The organism is Pseudomonas sp. FFPRI_1, assembly GCF_055384485.1.
Genome location: NZ_AP029168.1, coordinates 7,491,286 through 7,510,172, shown reverse-complemented (window position 1 = coordinate 7,510,172; position 18,887 = coordinate 7,491,286). Strand labels below are relative to the sequence as shown.

23 protein-coding genes and 1 pseudogene are annotated in these 18,887 nt (G+C 62.7%); 12 read left to right on the top strand and 12 right to left on the bottom strand.

Annotated elements, in window-relative coordinates:
• Positions 1 to 102 precede the first annotated feature (102 nt).
• Entirely contained in the window at positions 103 to 363 is a 261-nt protein-coding gene (locus tag ACZ5BO_RS33905; RefSeq protein ID WP_025130873.1) for an accessory factor UbiK family protein, read from the bottom strand.
• A 416-nt stretch (positions 364 to 779) separates the two neighbouring features.
• Between ACZ5BO_RS33905 and glnK the strand changes: the two genes are divergently transcribed.
• From glnK to sutA, 4 genes are all read left to right on the top strand, one after another.
• Positions 780 to 1,118, top strand: a complete 339-nt coding sequence (glnK, locus tag ACZ5BO_RS33900; protein ID WP_002555808.1) for a P-II family nitrogen regulator — start codon at positions 780 to 782, stop codon at positions 1,116 to 1,118.
• Between the two features lie 33 nt (positions 1,119 to 1,151).
• On the top strand, positions 1,152 to 2,489 hold the full coding sequence (locus ACZ5BO_RS33895; protein WP_025130874.1) for an ammonium transporter: 1,338 nt from the start codon (positions 1,152 to 1,154) through the stop codon (positions 2,487 to 2,489).
• Between the two features lie 211 nt (positions 2,490 to 2,700).
• The gene (locus ACZ5BO_RS33890; RefSeq protein ID WP_025130875.1) at positions 2,701 to 3,126 is read left to right on the top strand and encodes a secondary thiamine-phosphate synthase enzyme YjbQ; all 426 of its coding nucleotides are present in this window, start codon (positions 2,701 to 2,703) and stop codon (positions 3,124 to 3,126) included.
• 102 nt (positions 3,127 to 3,228) lie between these two features.
• Positions 3,229 to 3,552, top strand: coding sequence for a transcriptional regulator SutA (gene sutA / locus ACZ5BO_RS33885; RefSeq protein WP_025130876.1), 324 nt, complete (start codon positions 3,229 to 3,231; stop codon positions 3,550 to 3,552).
• A gap of 182 nt (positions 3,553 to 3,734) precedes the next feature.
• Here the strand turns inward: sutA and ACZ5BO_RS33880 are convergent, their stop codons facing one another.
• Genes ACZ5BO_RS33880 through lptM form a run of 6 tightly spaced genes read right to left on the bottom strand, consistent with a single transcriptional unit; the run spans position 3,735 to position 8,312 of the window.
• On the bottom strand, positions 3,735 to 4,430 hold the full coding sequence (locus tag ACZ5BO_RS33880) for an HAD family hydrolase (RefSeq protein ID WP_025130877.1): 696 nt from the start codon (positions 4,428 to 4,430) through the stop codon (positions 3,735 to 3,737).
• Entirely contained in the window at positions 4,430 to 5,326 is an 897-nt protein-coding gene (gene xerC / locus ACZ5BO_RS33875) for a tyrosine recombinase XerC (RefSeq protein WP_464697596.1), read from the bottom strand. The genes ACZ5BO_RS33880 and xerC overlap by 1 nt, the downstream gene beginning before the upstream one ends.
• A gap of 2 nt (positions 5,327 to 5,328) precedes the next feature.
• The gene (locus tag ACZ5BO_RS33870; protein ID WP_464697595.1) at positions 5,329 to 6,054 is read right to left on the bottom strand and encodes a DUF484 family protein; all 726 of its coding nucleotides are present in this window, start codon (positions 6,052 to 6,054) and stop codon (positions 5,329 to 5,331) included.
• 13 nt (positions 6,055 to 6,067) lie between these two features.
• A complete protein-coding gene (gene dapF / locus ACZ5BO_RS33865; RefSeq protein WP_025130880.1) occupies positions 6,068 to 6,898 on the bottom strand; it encodes a diaminopimelate epimerase in 831 nt (276 codons plus the stop codon).
• Positions 6,899 to 6,902: 4 nt separating this feature from the next.
• The gene (gene lysA / locus ACZ5BO_RS33860) at positions 6,903 to 8,150 is read right to left on the bottom strand and encodes a diaminopimelate decarboxylase (protein ID WP_464697594.1); all 1,248 of its coding nucleotides are present in this window, start codon (positions 8,148 to 8,150) and stop codon (positions 6,903 to 6,905) included.
• Between the two features lie 9 nt (positions 8,151 to 8,159).
• Positions 8,160 to 8,312, bottom strand: coding sequence for an LPS translocon maturation chaperone LptM (gene lptM / locus ACZ5BO_RS33855; RefSeq protein ID WP_016966948.1), 153 nt, complete (start codon positions 8,310 to 8,312; stop codon positions 8,160 to 8,162).
• 240 nt (positions 8,313 to 8,552) lie between these two features.
• Here lptM and cyaY point away from each other — a divergent pair, with 240 nt between their 5' ends.
• The 3 genes from cyaY (at position 8,553) to rnk (ending at position 9,679) form a co-directional block, all read left to right on the top strand.
• Entirely contained in the window at positions 8,553 to 8,885 is a 333-nt protein-coding gene (cyaY, locus tag ACZ5BO_RS33850) for an iron donor protein CyaY (protein WP_025130882.1), read from the top strand.
• A 4-nt stretch (positions 8,886 to 8,889) separates the two neighbouring features.
• Positions 8,890 to 9,123, top strand: a complete 234-nt coding sequence (locus tag ACZ5BO_RS33845) for a DUF1289 domain-containing protein (RefSeq protein ID WP_081818712.1) — start codon at positions 8,890 to 8,892, stop codon at positions 9,121 to 9,123.
• A gap of 142 nt (positions 9,124 to 9,265) precedes the next feature.
• Positions 9,266 to 9,679, top strand: a complete 414-nt coding sequence (gene rnk, locus ACZ5BO_RS33840) for a nucleoside diphosphate kinase regulator (RefSeq protein WP_025130883.1) — start codon at positions 9,266 to 9,268, stop codon at positions 9,677 to 9,679.
• 7 nt (positions 9,680 to 9,686) lie between these two features.
• Here rnk and ACZ5BO_RS33835 read toward each other — a convergent pair whose 3' ends face one another.
• The 3 genes from ACZ5BO_RS33835 to ACZ5BO_RS33825 all read right to left on the bottom strand — a co-directional run bounded on the left by ACZ5BO_RS33835 (position 9,687) and on the right by ACZ5BO_RS33825 (position 13,437).
• Positions 9,687 to 12,533, bottom strand: a complete 2,847-nt coding sequence (locus ACZ5BO_RS33835; RefSeq protein ID WP_464697593.1) for a class I adenylate cyclase — start codon at positions 12,531 to 12,533, stop codon at positions 9,687 to 9,689.
• Between the two features lie 169 nt (positions 12,534 to 12,702).
• Positions 12,703 to 12,948 (bottom strand): TIGR02647 family protein, encoded by a 246-nt coding sequence (locus ACZ5BO_RS33830; protein ID WP_025130885.1) that lies wholly within the window; start codon positions 12,946 to 12,948, stop codon positions 12,703 to 12,705.
• 204 nt (positions 12,949 to 13,152) lie between these two features.
• The gene (locus tag ACZ5BO_RS33825; protein ID WP_025130886.1) at positions 13,153 to 13,437 is read right to left on the bottom strand and encodes a hypothetical protein; all 285 of its coding nucleotides are present in this window, start codon (positions 13,435 to 13,437) and stop codon (positions 13,153 to 13,155) included.
• Positions 13,438 to 13,562: 125 nt separating this feature from the next.
• Between ACZ5BO_RS33825 and ACZ5BO_RS33820 the strand changes: the two genes are divergently transcribed.
• Positions 13,563 to 14,210 carry a glutathione S-transferase family protein gene (locus ACZ5BO_RS33820; RefSeq protein WP_464697592.1) on the top strand — a complete coding sequence of 216 codons (648 nt, stop codon included), beginning with the start codon at positions 13,563 to 13,565 and terminating at the stop codon, positions 14,208 to 14,210.
• 64 nt (positions 14,211 to 14,274) lie between these two features.
• Here the strand turns inward: ACZ5BO_RS33820 and argH are convergent, their stop codons facing one another.
• Together argH and ACZ5BO_RS33810 are read right to left on the bottom strand one after the other, a co-directional pair.
• On the bottom strand, positions 14,275 to 15,669 hold the full coding sequence (gene argH, locus ACZ5BO_RS33815; RefSeq protein WP_025130888.1) for an argininosuccinate lyase: 1,395 nt from the start codon (positions 15,667 to 15,669) through the stop codon (positions 14,275 to 14,277).
• Positions 15,659 to 15,892, bottom strand: coding sequence for a hypothetical protein (locus ACZ5BO_RS33810; protein ID WP_157838125.1), 234 nt, complete (start codon positions 15,890 to 15,892; stop codon positions 15,659 to 15,661). The genes argH and ACZ5BO_RS33810 overlap by 11 nt, the downstream gene beginning before the upstream one ends.
• 268 nt (positions 15,893 to 16,160) lie before the next feature.
• On the opposite strand from ACZ5BO_RS33810, the pseudogene ACZ5BO_RS33805 reads away from it, so the two are divergent.
• The 4 genes and pseudogenes from ACZ5BO_RS33805 to ACZ5BO_RS33790 all read left to right on the top strand — a co-directional run.
• Positions 16,161 to 16,298: pseudogene (locus ACZ5BO_RS33805) on the top strand (sensor histidine kinase); the annotation flags it as partial.
• The gene (locus ACZ5BO_RS33800; protein WP_464697591.1) at positions 16,295 to 17,041 is read left to right on the top strand and encodes a LytR/AlgR family response regulator transcription factor; all 747 of its coding nucleotides are present in this window, start codon (positions 16,295 to 16,297) and stop codon (positions 17,039 to 17,041) included. The pseudogene ACZ5BO_RS33805 and the gene ACZ5BO_RS33800, both read left to right, overlap by 4 nt.
• A 127-nt stretch (positions 17,042 to 17,168) precedes the next feature.
• Complete coding sequence (hemC, locus tag ACZ5BO_RS33795) at positions 17,169 to 18,110, top strand: hydroxymethylbilane synthase (protein WP_464697590.1); 942 nt, start codon at positions 17,169 to 17,171, stop codon at positions 18,108 to 18,110.
• The gene (locus ACZ5BO_RS33790) at positions 18,107 to 18,874 is read left to right on the top strand and encodes a uroporphyrinogen-III synthase (protein WP_464697589.1); all 768 of its coding nucleotides are present in this window, start codon (positions 18,107 to 18,109) and stop codon (positions 18,872 to 18,874) included. Before hemC ends, ACZ5BO_RS33790 begins: the two co-directional genes overlap by 4 nt.
• Positions 18,875 to 18,887 lie beyond the last annotated feature (13 nt).

Sequence of the window (18,887 nt, the reverse complement as noted above, 5' to 3'; positions counted from 1 at the left end):
GAGGGGAGTGGGGCGATGGCAGCTTGAATGCAGACAGGATATGTCGTCGGCGCTGTCGTGGCTGTCGCCCGCAGGGCGGGGCCTGCAGGCGAATGCATCAGTTCACTGGGCGGGCGGAGTGAGCCGGGCTTCCAGCTCGGCCACCTTGGCCTCCAGGCTTTCCAGGCGCGCCCGGGTGCGGGCCAAAACCACCATCTGACTGTCGAACTCTTCCCGGCTGACCAGGTCCAGCTTGCTGAAGCCGCTTTGCAGCAGGGCCTTGAACTGGCTTTCGATTTCGTTGCGGGGCAGGGGCGTGTCACCGCTGAGCAAACGCGAGGCGTGGCCGCTCAGGGCGTCGAGAAGGTCTTTGGGCGCGAGCATGGGAGTGTCCTGAATAGCAGATGGCTCGCAGTGTATCACGCACGACAGAGGGGCTTGCGGGTGGCCGGTCTGCACGTTTTTCGCGCATCTGGCCGGGCGCCCGCGCACCGTTATTGTGCGTATCCGGGGCCTCGATTTGCGGTATGCCTCGGCGGTTGCGGGCAAAGGACTGAAATCACTGATTCTTCCCGAGATGGCAAGCTTTCTGCTTAGACCCTGGTGACCCATGCACTGATGCAGTCGCTGTGATGAATGCAGTGCGACAGGCGGAACGGGAAGTGTTTCGTCCGGGGCGGTTAGCTGGCGTCGGCCGGGCTGAGGAAGGCCGACGATGCGTTACAAAGCCAGGCACTGCGCTTAGACTTGAGCCGGGTTTGTTTTCCTGGGGCAAGTCCACCAATTCGGGAGAGAGTTTCATGAAGCTAGTCACTGCCATCATCAAGCCGTTCAAGTTGGACGACGTGCGCGAGTCGCTGTCCGAAATCGGCGTGCAGGGCATTACCGTTACTGAGGTCAAAGGCTTCGGCCGGCAGAAGGGTCACACCGAGCTGTATCGCGGTGCGGAGTATGTAGTCGACTTCCTGCCCAAGGTGAAGATCGATGTCGCGATTGACGACAAGGATCTTGACCGGGTTATCGAGGCGATAACCAAGGCTGCCAACACCGGCAAGATCGGTGACGGCAAGATCTTCGTGGTCAATCTGGAACAGGCTATTCGCATCCGTACCGGCGAAACCGATACCGACGCAATCTAAGCCGCCAAACCCAACGCCCCAGGAGAAAACAATATGACTCTGCGTAAATTCGCAGGGCTAGGAGCCCTTTTGCCCCTCGTAATGCCAGGCCTGGCCATGGCGGCAGACGAAGCGGCGGCTCCAGTCCTCAACTCTGGCGATACCGCCTGGATGCTGACCTCCACAGCCCTGGTGCTGTTCATGACGATCCCTGGCCTGGCGCTGTTCTACGGCGGCATGGTGCGGTCGAAAAACATTCTTTCGGTGATGATGCAGTGTTTCGCCATTACCGGCCTGATCACGGTCCTGTGGTTCATCTACGGCTACAGCATGGCGTTCGATACCACCGGGATGGAAGCCGGCGTGGTCAATCTCAATTCCTTCGTGGGCGGTTTTTCCAAGGCGTTCCTGGCGGGTATCACTCCGGCCAGCCTCACCGGTCCGGCCGCGTTGTTCCCTGAAGCGGTGTTCGTCACCTTTCAGATGACCTTCGCCATCATCACCCCGGCGCTGATCGTCGGTGCCTTCGCCGAGCGGATGAAGTTCTCTGCGATGCTGATCTTCATGGGCGTGTGGTTCACCCTGGTGTATGCGCCGATCGCGCACATGGTCTGGAGCGGCCCGGGTTCCTTGCTGGGCGACTGGGGCGTGCTGGATTTTGCCGGCGGCACCGTGGTGCATATCAATGCCGGTATTGCCGGCCTGGTGGCCTGCCTGGTGCTGGGCAAGCGCAAAGGCTTCCCGACTACCCCCATGGCGCCCCATAACCTGGGCTACACCCTGATGGGCGCGGCCATGCTGTGGATCGGCTGGTTTGGTTTCAACGCCGGTTCTGCCGCCGCCGCCAATGGCACCGCCGGCATGGCCATGCTGGTGACTCAGATTGCAACTGCCGCCGCAGCGTTGGGCTGGATGTTTGCCGAGTGGCTCACCCACGGCAAGCCCAGTGCCCTGGGTATCGCTTCGGGCGTGGTGGCCGGCCTGGTGGCAATCACCCCGGCCGCTGGCACCGTGGGCCCGATGGGGGCTCTGATCATCGGTCTGTCGGCGGGCGTGGTGTGCTTCTTCTGTGCCACCAGCCTCAAGCGCAAGCTGGGCTATGACGATTCCCTGGATGCCTTCGGCGTACACGGCATCGGCGGTATCCTCGGTGCGATCCTTACCGGTGTCTTTGCTGCTCCGTCCCTGGGTGGTTTCGGCACGGTGACCGACATCGCCGCCCAAGTCTGGATCCAGGCCAAAGGCGTGGGGTTCACGGTGATCTACACCGCCATCGTCACCTTCATCATCCTCAAGGTCCTGGATGCGGTCATGGGGCTGCGGGTTACCGAAGAAGAGGAAGCGGTCGGTCTCGACCTGGCCCAGCACAACGAGCGCGGTTACAACCTGTAATCATCGTCGAAACAAAAAGCCCGGCTTCGGTCGGGCATTTTTTTGCCTGGCGTTTGTCATTGAAAAAGGCTGAAAGGATTTTCTGGTGAGCCTTGGCGTGTTTGCCATGGCGATTTTTACCAGGGCAAATGCTTACACTAAAGCAGGATTATTCGGCGCTTTGTTTTTTCCCTGAGCGCGCTAGAATGCGCGCCGAAGCGTGGAGAACGGTATGTGGCAACAGACCCTGATTACCCTGCGGGCCAGGCCCCGGGGCTTTCATCTGGTGACGGACGAGTTGCTGGCCGGCTTGCCTGAGTTGAAGGCATGTCGAGTGGGTCTGCTACACCTGTGGCTGCAACATACCTCGGCCTCGTTGACCATCAACGAGAATGCCGATCCGGCGGTCCGGCGCGACTTCGAGCGTTTCTTCAACACCCTGGTGCCTCAAGGCATGGCCGGGTACGAACATGACGACGAAGGTGCGGACGACCTCCCGGCGCACTTCAAGGCCAGTTTGCTAGGCTGTCAGCTGACTTTGCCGGTAGCGGCGGGGCGTCTGGCGTTAGGCATCTGGCAAGGTGTTTATCTGGGCGAGCATCGTGATCAGGGCGGTGCTCGCAAAGTCCTTGCCACCTTGCACGGTGATAAGGCATAAGCCGCTGAATATCAGTGGATGTTGATTTTTTTCCAGCGGCCTTCGACAGTCGGCACAGCTGGGCTATAACTAATCTGCTTTTCGCAAGTCATGAGGTAGAACATGAGCGACGATGATCTGGAAAACGACGACCTCGAAGTAGGTGACGAAGACGATACCGAAGAAGGTCTTGAAGCGGCCGCCGACGATGTGGCGGAAGACGATGGTGGCGATGCACCAGCGCCGACAGCCAAAGGCAAGGCCAAGGCTGCGGTCTCGGTAGACGAACTGCCAAGCGTCGAAGCCAAGAACAAGGAGCGTGATGCGCTGGCCCGTGCCATGGAAGAGTTCCTGGCCCGTGGCGGTAAAGTGCAGGAAGTCGAGGCCAACGTGGTCGCCGATCCGCCCAAGAAGCCTGACAACAAGTACGGCAGCCGGCCTATCTGAGCCTTGCTACTTGCTTGCTGAAAAAGCCCGCCGTCGCTGCGGGCTTTTTCATGGGCAGCAGAAAAGCGGCTTTAAGCGGCAAGCTACAAGCTACAAGTTTGAACCCGGAGGCCCGAAACTGGCAGCTTGAGGCTTGAGGCTTGAGGCTTGAGGCTTGAGGCTTGAGGCCGCAAGCCGCTGCCTTATTTCCAGCTGGCCAGCAGCCGTGGCAGCTCGGTCAGGCTGCGAATCTCGGCATCTGGGGCGCGTTCGGCCTCCCAGGCCTTGCCGGCAGGGTTGAACCAGATGGCGCGCAGGCCAGCCTGCTGGGCGCCGGCGATATCGTCACCCGGGTGATCGCCGATATGCACGGCGGTGTCGGGTGTGGCCCCGCCCCGTTGCAGGGCTTCCTGGAACAGCCGGGCATCGGGCTTGGCGATGCCGATGTCCTCGGCGCACAGGGCGAACTTGAAGTAGTCCGCCAGCCCCAGGCGGCGTACATCGGCGTTGCCGTTGGTGACCACGCCCAGGGCGAAGTGATTGGCCAGGGCCTCCAGGGTCGGTAGCACCTCGGGAAAGACCTCCAGCTGATGGCGGGCATGGAGGAACACCTCGAAGCTCTGGTCGGCCAGCCGGTTGGCCTGGGCGTGGTCGTATCCGGCTTCTTCCAGGGCATGAAACAGCACCCGCCGGCGCAGGGCGCTGATCCGGTGCTTGAGAGTCGGCTCGTGGTTCAACACCCGCTCGCGAATGGCCCAAAGATGCTCCACCGGCACGGCCCCCAGGTTCGGCGCGTGTTCCGTCAGCCACTGGCGCAGGGTGGCTTCGGCACTGACGATCACCGGGGCGGTGTCCCACAGGGTGTCGTCGAGGTCGAAGGTGATCAGCTTGATGGTCATTACTCACCGCCTTTGGTGCGTTTGGCCCGTGGGTGGGCGCTGTCGTACACCGCTGCCAGATGCTGGAAGTCCAGGTGGGTGTAGATCTGCGTGGTCTTGATGTCCGAATGCCCCAGCAGCTCCTGCACTGCGCGCAGGTCCTGCGAGGATTCCAGCAAATGGCTGGCAAAGGAATGGCGCAGCATGTGCGGGTGCAGATTCTGCCCCAGCTCACGTTCGCCGGCGGCCTTGACCCGCAGTTGAATGGCACGTGGTCCGAGGCGCCGGCCTTTCTGGCTGACAAACAGGGCGCTGTCCGGCGGGTTGCTCAGGGCTCGCAGCGGCAGCCACAGCGCCAGAGCCTCGCGGGCTTTCTTGCCCACCGGCAGGACCCGGGTCTTGCTGCCCTTGCCCTGGACCTGCACCAGGCCATCCGCCAGGTCCAACTGCTCGAGATTCAGGCTGGTCAGCTCGGAAAGCCGCAGCCCGCAGGAGTAGAACAGCTCCAGGATTGCCTGGTCGCGGTGGGCCAGGAAGTCATCTTCCACGGCGCCATCGAGCAACTGCAGGGTGCGGTCGGTGTCCAGGGTCTTGGGCAGGCGCCGTTCGCCCTTGGGCGGGGCCAGGCCGTTGGCCGGGTCGTGATCGCACAGCCCTTCGCGGTTCAGGTAGTGATACAGCCCGCGCACGGCGGACAACAGGCGAGCCAGGCTGCGGGACGACTGCCCCTGTTGGTGCAGGCGCGCGATGATGCTGCGCAGGGTCTGGATATCCAGGTCGTTCCAGCGCTGCACCTGCTGCTTGTCGCAGAAGCCCAGCACCTTGTCGAGGTCGCGCTGATAGGCTTGCAGGGTATGGGGCGACACCTGGCGCTCACTGCGCAAGTGCGCGCAGTAGGCGTCCAGCTGTTGGTGCATGGTCAGCGTACCGAGCGCAGCGAGTGAGTGAAGCGCGGCAACACGCGGCCCGTGACCTCGGCAATGTAGCTGAGGAACAGGGTGCCCACCGAACTCTTGTAGTGCTGCGGGTCACGGCTGGCGATGGCCAGGACGCCGTGCATGCCCTGGTGCGCCACGGCGACCACGGCGGTGGAGCCGATCTGCTTGCGCTGCTCTTCGCCGAAGAGAAAATCCAGTTCGTGTTCGCGCAGGCTGCCGCAGACACTCTTGCCTTCCGTCAGCAGGCCGCCGATGGCGCCCTGGGCTTCGGCGGTGGACACCCAGCGACCCACCGGCATGGCGCTGTCGCTGAACAGGATCAGGCTGACGAAGGGCACCTGGAAGTCCTGACGCAGGCTGTCCTCGACGCTCATCACCACCTCTTCCAGGCTACTGGCGTCCATCAGCGCAAGGATCAGGCGGCGGGTCTTGTCGAACAGCCGGTCATTGTCCCGGGCTACGTCCATCAGTTGTGACAGGCGATGGCGCATTTCGATGTTGCGCTCGCGCAAGATCTTCATCTGGCGCTCCACCAGCGAGACGGTGTCACCGCGCTGGTGAGGAATGCGCAAGGCCGGAAGCAGCTCTTCGTGGTCGACGAAGAAGTCCGGATGAGCCTCCAGGTAGGCGGCGACGGCCGCCGCCTCCAGGTTTTCTGGCGCTGATGGGGCGGGCGTTTCGGCGGGAACCTGCGGCTGATCAGTCATGGATTTCGCTCACTTATAGACGCACCTGTCCTTCGTATACGCGCACTGCCGGGCCGGTCATCATCACCGGTTGGCCAGGGCCTGCCCATTCAATGGACAGGCGCCCGCCCGGCAGGTCGATCAATAGGGGCGAATCCATCCACCCCTGGCTGATCGCAGCCACTGCAGCGGCGCAGGCTCCGGTGCCGCAGGCCTGGGTTTCCCCGGCGCCGCGTTCCCAGACGCGCAACTGCGCGCGCTGACGGTCCAGCACCTGGAGAAAACCGACATTGACCCGGGCTGGAAAGCGCGGGTGATGTTCGATTTTCGGGCCCAGTTCGTGCACCGGCGCGCTGTTGATGTCCTCCACCCGCAGTACGGCATGGGGATTGCCCATGGACACGGCGGCCAGTGGGACCTGGCGGCCGTCGACCTCCAGTGTGTAGCTGTCGGCCTGGGCGGGTGCCTCGAAGGGAATGTCCGCCGGCACCAGGCGCGGCGCGCCCATGTTGACACTGATCTGGCCGTCGTTGCGTACATCCAGTTCGATCACGCCGCTCTTGGTTTCCACCCGGATCTGGCGCTTGGTGGTCAGGCGTTTGTCCAGTACGAAACGGGCGAAGCAGCGGGCACCGTTGCCGCACTGCTCCACCTCGGAGCCGTCGGAGTTGAAGATCCGATAGCGGAAATCCACATCCGGGTTGCTCGGAGCCTCGACGATCAGCAACTGATCGAAGCCGATTCCGGTATGGCGATCACCCCATTGCTTGGCGTGCTTGGGCAGAATGTGCGCGTGCTGGCTGACCAGGTCGAGGACCATGAAGTCGTTGCCCAGGCCGTGCATCTTGGTAAAGCGCAGCAGCATGGTCTTACTCCGGCAGCAGGCTTTCGCCAGCAAATAACTCGGCTACCGTCTCGCGGCGACGCACTTCAACAGCCTGGTCACCATCGACCAGTACTTCAGCGGCACGGCCGCGGGTGTTGTAGTTCGAGCTCATGACGAAACCATAGGCACCGGCGGAATGCACCGCCAGCAGGTCGCCCTCGGCCAGGGCCAGGGTTCGTTCCTTGGCGAGGAAGTCGCCGGTTTCGCAAATCGGGCCAACGATGTCGTAGGTGCGTGGCTCGCCATCACGCGGGCGTACGGCGCTGACATCCATCCAGGCCTGGTAGAGCGCCGGGCGGATCAGGTCGTTCATGGCGCCGTCGACGATGGCGAAGTCCTTGTGTTCAGTGTGCTTGAGGTACTCGACGCGGGTCAGCAGCACCCCGGCGTTGGCCACGATGAAGCGGCCCGGTTCGAACACCAGGGCCAGGTCGCGACCTTCCAGGCGTTCACGCACGGCCTTGACGTAGTCGGCGGCCAGCGGCGGCTCTTCGTCGCGATAGCGCACGCCCAGGCCACCCCCCAGATCGATGTGGCGCAGGTAGATGCCGCATTCACCCAGGCGATCCACCAGGTCCAGCAGGCGCTCGAGGGCGTCGATGAAGGGTTCCAGGGTGGTCAGTTGCGAGCCGATATGGCAGTCGACGCCGACGATTTCCAGGTTGGGCAGTTGCGCTGCGCGGATGTACACATCCTCGGCGGCGGCAATGGCGATGCCGAACTTGTTTTCCTTGAGCCCGGTGGAAATGTACGGGTGGGTGCCGGCATCGACGTCGGGATTGACCCGCAACGAGATCGGCGCGCACACGCCCAGCTCGGCGGCCACGAGCTGCAGGCGCTCGAGTTCTTCGGCGGACTCGACGTTGAAGCAATGGACGCCTACTTCCAGGGCACGGCGCATGTCGTCGCGGGTCTTGCCGACGCCGGAGAAGACGATCTTGTCGGCCTGGCCACCTGCAGCCAGGACCCGTTCCAGCTCGCCCCGGGAGACGATGTCGAAACCGGCGCCCAGCCGGGCCAGGACATTCAGTACACCCAGGTTGGAGTTGGCCTTGACCGCGAAGCAGACCAGATGGGGCATGCCGGCCAGTGCCTCGGCATAGGCCAGGTACTGGGCTTCGATGTGGGCACGGGAATAGACATAGGTGGGCGTGCCGAAGCGCTCGGCGATGGCGGACAGGGCTACGCCTTCCGCGAACAGCTCTGCGCCGCGGTAGTTAAAAGCGTCCATGGCGGGCCCTTAGTAGGTGTCGTGCTTGTGCGACTGCGACTTCGCCTGTTCTTCAGGGGACTTGCTGTCATCGGGCAGATACAGCGGGCCTTTCTGGCCGCAGGCGGTAACAAGGCAGGCAACCGCGACGAGCGCAGCAAGGGAAGAGATCAGGCGCTTCATGGCGAAATCCTTGAGAATGCGTAAATTGCGCCCGAGTATACCGGCCACCCGGCAGCTTGCCTATGCAGCGTAACTCCCGTCCAGCGGGCCTTTGCCCAGGGGCCGGAGAAGGCCCTTGAGTCGCGCCTGGCGGATTGCGCATCGCATTTGTCCGCCCGTTCGGTATCCTTTGCATTCGCCGGGGAGCGCCCGTATCTTGCGGCGCTTGAGCGTGAGTAGACACTTTTCGAGGTTCCCGCAATGAGTTTGACTGAAGCCCGTTTCCACGACCTGGTGGATGCCACCCAGCAGACGCTGGAGGATATTTTCGATGAGAGTGATCTGGATATCGATCTGGAGAGCTCGGCCGGGGTACTCACCGTCAAGTTCGACAACGCCAGCCAGGTGATCTTCAGCCGCCAGGAGCCTTTGCGCCAACTGTGGCTGGCCGCCCGCTCCGGCGGCTTCCACTTCGACTACGACGAAGAAAGCGAACGCTGGATGTGCGACAAGAGCGAAGAGCAACTGGGAGAGATGCTCGAGCGCATTGTCCTTGAGCAGGCCGGCATCAAGCTTGAGTTCGAAGGGCTCTGATCACGTGACGCAGCCCGCCGCGGCCCGGCCGCCCAAACCGCTTTACAGCAACGTCAGTCCGGCGGTGAGTTCGCCGTGCATCAGCCTGTGCCGCCTCGATGAGGAAAAGGTCTGCCGAGGCTGTTTCCGGCATGTGGAGGACATCCGCGAATGGCGTTCGGCGGATGATGAACGACGGCGGGCGATCTGCGCCCAGGCGCTGCAGCGCAAACAGAGCGTCGCGCCAACGGGGTTGTAGGTTCGTACCCGTACGGTTTGTTTATTCAGTGTGCTGTGATAGTGTCCAGCTTCGCCTCGCTACATCGAGGCCGGTGAGAACCCCGTCTTATTTGGCGGGGTTTTGCTTTTTTGTGCAGAAAAAATAGGAGTCAGCCAGGATCATGAGTACTGCACCATCCATCATCCTTACCCGCCTTGACGTGCAACGTCTGGAACGTCTGATCGACAGCCTGGACGACTCGCTGCCAGGCGTCATTGCACTGCAAACCGAGTTGGATCGTGCCGAAACCCTGGTGGGCCACGATGAGGTCCCGGCCGGTGTCGTTACCATGAACTCGCGCGTGCATTGCCGTGAAGAAAGCAGCGGCAAGGACTACCACCTGACTCTGGTCTATCCACAGGACGCGAACGCCGATGAAGGCAAGATCTCGATCCTGGCCCCAGTGGGCAGCGCCCTGCTGGGCCTGCAGGTCGGTCAGTACATCGACTGGCCGGCGCCGGGTGGCAAGACCCTGAAGCTGACCCTGCTGGAAGTGGAATACCAGCCGGAAGCCGCAGGCGACTTCCACCTCTGATGCCTGGCTAGGCCTGCTCGAGCGCGTCGTTCAGCGCGCGCTCCAGGCTGGCCTTGTAACGCAGGTAGAGAATGCTCGGGCTTTGCACATCACCGAGCAGGCCGGACAGGTCAAGGTCGGTGATGTAGCAGCGATAGCGCTCCGGTTCGCGGCGCTGCGAGACAATTTCCTGGGCCACCGCGCTGAACAGCTGGTCGCCATATTCCAGTTCGGAAAATTCCCGTTGATTGCAGTACAGCGAGACGTGCACCTGCCCTGGTGCGGCCTTGCCGATAATTGCCTGCACGTCATAAAAGGCTTTGTCGACAGGTGTCAGCGGCGCTGGCCTCGCCTCTACCCGGCGTGCCCGACCGGTGCCTGAGGGCAATATCTGCAAGTAGAGTGTGTCTAAAGGTTTCTCACCTTGGCTGTTGTCCATGGGCAGCAGTGCTTCGCGGCGGTAGAGAATCGATTGCAGGAATCGCTGCAAAGGCACCAGCAGGCTCTGTTCGTCGTGATAGGGCAGGGTTTGCTGCCAGAGGGCGTTGTGCTCGTCGAGCACATAGAGTTCCGCCTGGCTGTCGATGATCCGGTAGAACACCTGGATGCAGCCCGGCTGGCCCATGGGCAGGATCAGCGCCAGGTCATGATCTTCCAGGGCGTTCGGGTCCAGGTGCAGGGGGCTGTAGCCGGCCTGCTCCTGACCCAGGTATTCCTGCAGCGCCGCCAGCGTCGCCAGGGCCCGATGCCGGACCTGCCCGGGCACCAGCTCGAGAACGTGATAGTGCTGTTGCACCTGGATCAGGTAGCGGTAGTTGAGCTGGCTGAGCAGCAGGCTGTGGGCGGTTTCGAACAGCCCCTCCACCCGTTGGGCGATGAACTGGGCGCGGTTGTGGCAGAAGCAGCGTACCCGCAGTCGCGGTTGCGGTGCGGTTGGCAGATTGTTCAGGTAGGTGCGCAGGCAATCGAGCAGCGCATGCTCGCCGTCGTAACGCCCGACCATGACTTCATTCCAGCTGTTGAGGCTGACCTGGTCCAGGGTCAGCACCAGGTTTTCGCGCACCCCGGCGTAGCTCAGGGAGTCGGTGCGCTCGGTGGTCATGAGGATGTTCAGGTCGCGGTGGTGCTTGAGCGGGTCGACGCCGACGTTCACCAGGATCAGCACCTCGGCGGGCACACTGGCGTGCAGCAGCTGTTCTTCGCTGACGGTGGTCAGTGGCAGGGCAACGGTCTGTTGCAGGCTGCCCAGCAGGTTGAACAGCTCGAATTCGCTCAGGTCGCTGCTGCCGGGGTGCAGCGCCAGGCGGGTGCTGCTGTCGATCACCCCGTTGCGATGGCACCAGGTGAGCAGTTCCAGCAGTTCGCGGCTGCGCTTGATGGGCGCGAAATGCTCCCACTCCAGGGCGGTCAGGTTGCCGTTGTACAGCCCCCAGTGGACCTGCCCAGGTTCCTTCTTGTTTGGCGACTGCACCAGGGTCAGGGTGTCTTCGGCCAGGTCCGGGGCGATGCCCGGGTTGATGAATTCGATCTTGCCCGCCTTGCGTTCGAAGGCGGCGTACAAGCGCCGGCCCAGTACGTTCAGGTCACGCTTGTTGATCAGGCTGGCGGCCTGCTCGGTGCGAGCGAACTGGGTCAGGAAGCGATAGCTGTAGTTGAGCTCGTTGACCAGGGCCCGGCGTTCGGCGCCGACCTGGCGCACCTTCCATTGGCTGCGACTGTCCAGCAGGGCCAATTGGCGCTGATCCCAGCCCCATTCGTTGGCCAGGCGCTCCAGCAGTGCCCGCTGCCAGCTCGGGCTACGGCCCGCGTTAGCGGTGGTGAGCTTGCGATTGACCTTGAGGTACAGGCTGCGTCGCACCAGTTCCAGGCGCTCGGTTTCGCCACGGGCCTTGAGGTATTCCTCGATGCGCCGGTAGACCACGATGTAGGGGTCCAGCTCGTCCAGGTCCAGGCGGTTGGCGAATACGGCCTGCTTGAAGCGCAGGCTCAGGCAATGGACCTTGGGGTGCTCGCTGGCATAGACCTCGATCAGCAGCAGCTTGAGCACTGACTTGTAGGGCGATTCGATGCCCTTGAACAACTGCCAGAGTCCGGCGCCGATGAACTCGCCGGGAGGGATGCGCGCCATGTGGCCCAGGTCCAGATTCTCCTCGGCGGGAACAAAACGCTTGGACAGCAGTGTGTGAATGTACTGCTCGTAGCGGGACTCTTCGTACACCGGAACCAGCCACCACAGGGGCGTGCGCCCGGCCAGCCAGATAGCGGTGCGGTAGAACTCGTCCAGCAGCAGGTAGTGCTGGGTGGTGCCGCAATCATCCGAACTCAGTTGGGTGTCCCGTTCTCCGCGAACAAAACGGCTCGGCTCGATCAGGAAGAAGTGCGCTTCTGCGCCCTGGCCGGCCGCCCAGGTTTCCAGCAACTGGCATTTCTTCTGGAGCTCGGCCAGCTCGTTTTCGCCAAGATCCGCGGCGTGGCATACCCAGACATCCATGTCGCTTTGATCGGCCTGGGCCAGGGTGCCCAGGCTGCCCATGAGGAATAGCCCATGAATCGGCCGGGGCGGGTTGCCATGGCGAGCCTTGTAGGAAAAGGATCGGGTCAGGCGCTGGGCTTCGGCCAGCGCCTGCGGGTCGGGCTCGTAATTGGACAACCCCGCTGGAGTGGCGCCGGACACGTAACCGGGCAGCAGCGGGTGATTGACGTGAAAGAACAGCGGCAGCAGGTTGAGGACCACTTGCTGGCGGGTCGACAAGCCCTCCATGGCCCGGGCCATGCGTCCTTCATTGAGACTCAGAAAACGGGCGCGCAGTTGGCTGAGAACCTTGCGATCGATTCCTTCATCCAGGTCGGGGCGGATTTCATGGGTATGGGGCATTTCAAGCGGAGCCTGAACGTGACGGTATTAGGGACGGCGAGCAGTTTACCGTCAGACAGGGGTGAGTCTTAAACTGATTTTGTTTTTTGACGCCAGATTTCTAGCGTATTGGCGGGAGGTTGCCTACGGAATCCGACAGACGGGAACCCCGCAGGCTGAGGGGCAGTGATCAGGCGGTTTCTTTGACGCTCAGGATGGTCAGCAGGCCCTGGGCATGCTCGGCGGCATCCCGGCCAAGGCTGGTCAGGTAGCCTCCATCGGGCTGGGTGATCAGTTCCTTGTCGAACAGGCGTTGGGCGGCGGCGATGGCAGAAGGGGCAGCGGTCTGATGGATTTTCAGGCCTTCCTGGGAGTTGTCCAGGTTGAAGAGTGCAAGGATTTCCAGTTCGGCAACCAACTCAGGGGTATACGACATAAGGACTCCAGACTTTCTAGGAATGAGAGGTCAGCGTTCTTAAGGTGACCGCAGATGCGCGGCGTGTCCAGCGTTCGCTGAGGACTTTTACACCCGGGGGCAGCGGTGTTTGGCCGCAGGGTGGTTGCAGTGTAGCCAGGGCGGGGGCAACGGGTCGTATCGAGTGCAGGAGCGCTGTGGTCGGGCGCGCCCCTGCAGGGCGGCTCACTGCTTTTCGGGAGGCAGTTCCGGCAGGGCGCGCAAGGCCGCTTCGTACCACTGGGTGTCGAAGGCGCGGTCTTCCTCGAGGATCGCATCGATCTCGATGGCCAGGACGTGGGCCATCAGGTTGAGGATCTCTTCCCGCTCGTAACCCACCAGGGTCAGCTTGTTGAAGGTGGCCTTGGCCGCCGGCGGGTTGTCGCTTTCGATCTGGTTCTCGATGGCTTCGATCAGGGTGTTTTCGGCGAACTCTTCTTCGTCGATGTCGATTTCGGTTGGCTCGCTCATGGCAGGCTCCTCAAGGAAAGGTCGCCAGTTTACTCGCATTCAGGGGTGGGATGCTGCTGGCCAGAGCGGGATTAACCTTCTATAAAAAAGCCCTGCCAACCCCTGCACGGCCTGGAGGCTATGGGATGTACAAGCTTTATGGGTTTGCCATCAGCAACTACTACAACATGGTCAAGCTGGCCTTGCTGGAAAAGGGCCTGCCCTTCGAAGAGGTGTTGTTCTACGCCGGCCAGAGCCCAGCGGCGCTGGCCATCAGCCCGCGAGGCAAGGTCCCGGTGCTGGAGGTGGAGCGGGGCTTCATCAGCGAGACCAGTGTGATCCTCGACTACCTGGAACAGGTCCAGCCCGAGCCTGCCCTGTTGCCGCAAGATGCGTTCGAGCGGGCCCAGGTGCTGGCGCTGGCCAAGGAAATCGAGCTGTACATCGAGTTGCCGGCCCGGGCCTGTTTTCCCGAGGTGTTCTTTGGTGTGACGGTGCCCGAGGCGATCAAGGAGAAGGCTGGGATCGAGTTGCTGCAAGGTTTTGCCGCGTTGCGCCGGCACGCCAGGTTCGAGCCCTATGTGGCGGGCACTCGCCTGAGCCTGGCGGACCTGTATTTCCAGTACAGCGTGAACCTGGCCCTGGTAGTCGGGGACAAGTTGTTCGGGATTGATTTCCTGGCCGAGATGCCGAAAGCGAAGGCCTTGCTGGAACGCCTGGAGCAGACACCCAACGCCAGGCACATCGCCGCTGACAAGGCTGCGCTGATCAGCGCCAGGCGCTCCGGGAAATAGGCGGCGAAAATGCAAGCGCCCGCGCCGGCAAAGGGTTGCCGGCGCGGGCGCTTTGGGTTTTGGCTTAGCGGCTGGCCAGCAGCGCCTGGCCGCGAATCACGGCAGCCCGGACCTGGGCCGGTGCAGTACCGCCGATGTGGTTGCGGGCATTCACCGAGCCTTCCAGGGTCAGCACGGCGAACACGTCCTGCTCGATCTGGTCGCTGAACTTGCGCAGCTCTTCCAGGCTCATTTCCGCCAGGTCCTTGCCGGTTTCCACGCCGTACTTCACCGCATGGCCGACGATTTCGTGACAGTCACGGAACGGCAGGCCACGGCGTACCAGGTAGTCCGCCAGGTCGGTGGCGGTGGAGAAACCGCGCAGGGCCGCCTCGCGCATGATGGCGTGCTTGGGCTTGATGGCCGGGATCATGTCGGCGAAGGCTCGCAGCGAGTCGCGCAGGGTGTCGGCGGCGTCGAACAGCGGTTCCTTGTCTTCCTGATTGTCCTTGTTGTAGGCCAGGGGCTGGCCCTTCATCAGGGTCAGCAGGCCCATCAGTGCGCCGAATACACGGCCGCTCTTGCCCCGTACCAGTTCCGGCACGTCGGGGTTTTTCTTTTGCGGCATGATCGAGCTGCCGGTGCAGAAGCGGTCCGGTAGATCGATGAACTGGAATTGCGCGCTGGTCCACAGCACCAGCTCTTCGGAGAAGCGCGACAGGTGCATCATCGCCACGCTGGCGGCGGCGCAGAATTCGATGGCGAAGTCCCGGTCCGAAACGCTGTCCAGGGAGTTGCCACCGACAGCCTCGAAGCCCAGCAGTTGGCAGGTCAGTTCGCGGTCGATCGGGTAGGTGGTGCCGGCCAGTGCAGCGCTGCCCAGGGGCATGCGATTGGTGCGCTTGCGGCAATCCACCAGGCGCTCGTAGTCACGGCTGAGCATTTCGAACCAGGCCAGCATATGGTGGCCGAAGGTCACGGGCTGGGCCGTCTGCAGGTGAGTGAAACCCGGCATGATGCTCTCGGCTTCGCGTTCGGCCAGCTCCAGCAGGCCTTTTTGCAGGCGAGTGATTTCAGCCAGGATCAGGTCGATCTCGTCTCGTAGCCACAGGCGGATGTCGGTGGCCACCTGGTCGTTGCGGCTGCGCCCGGTGTGCAGTTTCTTGCCGGTGATGCCGATGCGGTCGGTCAGGCGCGCCTCGATGTTCATGTGCACATCTTCCAGGTCCACGCGCCAGTCGAAGCTGCCGGCCTCGATCTCGCCCTGGATGGTCTTCAGGCCGTCGATGATGCTGTCGCGCTCGGCATCGGTGAGCACGCCGACCTTGGCCAGCATCGTGGCGTGGGCGATCGAGCCCATGATGTCGTGGCGATACAGGCGCTGGTCGAAAGTGACAGAGGCGGTGAAGCGGGCGACGAAGGCGTCGACGGGTTCACTGAAGCGGCCGCCCCAGGACTGATTGGTCTTGTCAGTGCTCATGAATTCGCTCGTGATCTGCTGAAGGAAGATGGCGTGAAAAACAGGCGCCGATAATAACAGGGTTGCCCGGACTGTCGCTGGCACTGGTCGCCAGCTTTTTTTTGCCGGGCAGCCGCCAGATGGCTTGTCGCCGGCCTCGGGGGCGCAGAGACTGAAGCCGGAACCATCCAGGGCGTGCCGGAGTAAAGTCGATGCCTTGAGTGCGGAAGGTGATATCGATCAAACGATATTTATCGATTGAGCAATATCGTCTTGGCAACCGTCTACAGTTGGACAGGAGGATCGGCACAATGGCGTGACACCCTCGTGTGTTCGCAGTGCCGGTTCATTGAGTTCACGCCGCTTCGGTCCAGACAACCCGCCCATGAAACGAGGCGGGCGCGGGCAGGGTGGACGCCGACCAGAGTAACGAGGGGGGCTTCGTGTTGAATACCGGCATTCCCTGCGACGCCGTCGCGCATCCATCGACCTTGGGCGGTATCGGGCAGGTACGGGTAAATATTGGTGCCCGACTTGCGGCACTTTTTGGCCTTCGCACTAGTCTTAGCGTGGATCGCCGTGACGGAGGTCACTCCACCTGTCTACGCTATCCTTGTGCGAGACTCACGCAGGAATCCAGCGCAATATGAATGTCCTGATCGTTGATGACGAACCCCTAGCCCGCGAGCGCCTGAGCCGGATGGTCAGTGAGCTTGAGGGATACAGTGTCCTGGAGCCCAGCGCCACCAATGGCGAAGAGGCATTGAGCCTGATCGACAGCCTGAAGCCGGATATCGTCTTGCTCGATGTTCGCATGCCCGGGCTGGACGGCCTGCAAGTCGCCGGCAAGCTGTGCGAGCGCGAGACGCCTCCGGCGCTGGTGTTCTGCGCGGCCCCGGACGAATTCGCCCTTGAGGCTTTCACTGCCAGTGGCGTCTGCCACCTGGTCAAGCCCGTGCGTTCCGAACTCCTGCTGGAAGCCTTGAAAAAGGCCGAGAGACCCAATCGAGTGCAATTGGCGGCCCTGACCCGGCCTGCGGCAGAGAGTGGCAGCGGTCCGCGCAGCCATATCAGCGCCCGGACCCGCAAAGGCATCGAACTGATACCCCTGGCCCAGGTGGTGTACTTCATCGCCGACCACAAATACGTGACCTTGCGCCATGAGGGGGGCGAAGTGCTTCTTGATGAGCCCTTGAAGGCATTGGAGGACGAGTTCGGTGAGCGTTTCGTGCGTATCCACCGTAACGCGCTGGTGGCCCGCGAGCGGATCGAGCGCTTGCAGCGCACCCCCCTGGGGCATTTCCAGCTGTACCTCAAGGGGCTCAATGGCGATGCGCTGATTGTCAGCCGGCGGCATGTGGCAGGCGTGCGCAAGATGATGCAGCAGCTCTAGATCGGCACTTGAGGTTGGTATTGAGGGGGAGCCTGGCGTCGGGAGGACGCTGCGTTTCTGATACAAGTCAAAGCTGCTTTGGCTGAGCTGTTATTATCTGCCGTATCTATTCAGTACGGATTGATCCATGTCCTCTCGCGAAATCCGCATCGCTACCCGCAAAAGTGCTCTGGCCTTGTGGCAGGCCGAATACGTCAAAGCCCGTCTGCAGGAGGCCCATCCCGGCCTCGTCGTGACCCTGGTGCCCATGGTCAGCCGTGGCGACAAGCTGCTGGACTCGCCCCTGTCGAAAATTGGCGGCAAGGGCCTGTTCGTCAAGGAGCTGGAAACCGCGCTGCTGGAAAACCAGGCTGACATCGCCGTGCATTCCATGAAAGACGTGCCCATGGACTTCCCCGAAGGCCTGGGCCTGTACTGCATCTGTGAGCGCGAAGACCCTCGGGACGCCTTCGTCTCCAACACCTATGCCAGCCTTGAGCAGTTGCCCGAGGGCAGCGTGGTGGGCACCTCCAGCCTGCGCCGCCAGGCCCAGTTGCTGACCCATCGTCCCGACCTGCAGATCCGCTTCCTGCGGGGCAACGTCAATACTCGCCTGGCCAAGCTGGATGCCGGTGAGTACGACGCCATCATCCTTGCGGCCGCAGGCCTGATCCGCCTGGGGTTCGAGGACCGCATCAGTTCCTCCATCAGTGTCGAGGACAGCCTGCCCGCCGGTGGCCAGGGCGCGGTGGGCATCGAGTGCCGCAGCGTCGACACCGAGATTCACGCCTTGCTGGCGCCTCTGCATCACGCCGACACCGCCAGCCGAGTAACCGCCGAGCGAGCGCTGAACAAGCACCTGAACGGCGGCTGCCAAGTGCCGATTGCCTGCTACGCGGTATTGGAAGGCGAACAGCTCTGGCTGCGCGGCCTGGTGGGCGAGCCCAGCGGCGGCCGCCTGCTCAGCGCCCAGGCGCGCGGCTCGCGGGCGTCGGCTGCCGAGCTGGGCGTGCAAGTGGCGGACGAGCTGCTGGCCCAGGGCGCCGATGACATTCTGCGTGCAGTCTACGGCGAGGCGGGCCAAGAGTGACTGGCTGGCGCCTGCTGCTGACCCGGCCGAGCGAGGATTGCGCCGCGCTGGCGGCGATCCTGGCCGAGTCCGCGGTATTCAGCAGCAGCCTGCCGTTGCTGGAGATTCAAGCCTTGCCAGTTACCGAGGCGCAGCGCGCGACAGCGCTGCAGCTGGAGGCTTATTGCGCGGTGATCGTGGTCAGCAAGCCTGCGGCGCACCTGGGCCTGGATCTGTTGCGGCAATATTGTCCGCAGCTGCCACGCCAGGGCTGGTTCACCGTGGGCGCCGCCACTGCGCAGATCCTCGAGGATGCCGGTTTGCAGGTGTCCTATCCTGCGCAGGGTGATGACAGCGAAGCCTTGCTTGAACTTCCACGATTACGCGAGGCTATCCTGCGGCCTGATCCGCGAGTGCTGATCGTGCGGGGGGAGGGGGGCCGCGAGCTGCTCTCTGAGCGCTTGCGCGGCCTAGGTGCTAGTGTCGATTATCTGGAACTGTACCGCCGTTGCCTGCCGCACTACGCCGAGGCTGCGCTGCCCCAGCGGATTGCGGGGGAACGCTTGAACGGGCTGGTGGTCAGCAGTGGACAGGGTTTTAGTCACTTGCGGCAGTTGGCCGGCGCGGCCTGGCCGCAGTTGGCGAAGATGCCGTTGTTTGTTCCAAGCCCCAGGGTCGCCGACATGGCGCGTGCCGCCGGGGCGGAAAAAGTTGTGGATTGTCGCGGCGCCAGCGCCGCGGCTTTGCTAACGGCGTTACGGGAGCAACCCGTGCCCGTTCTCTAACGCAAAGGATGGA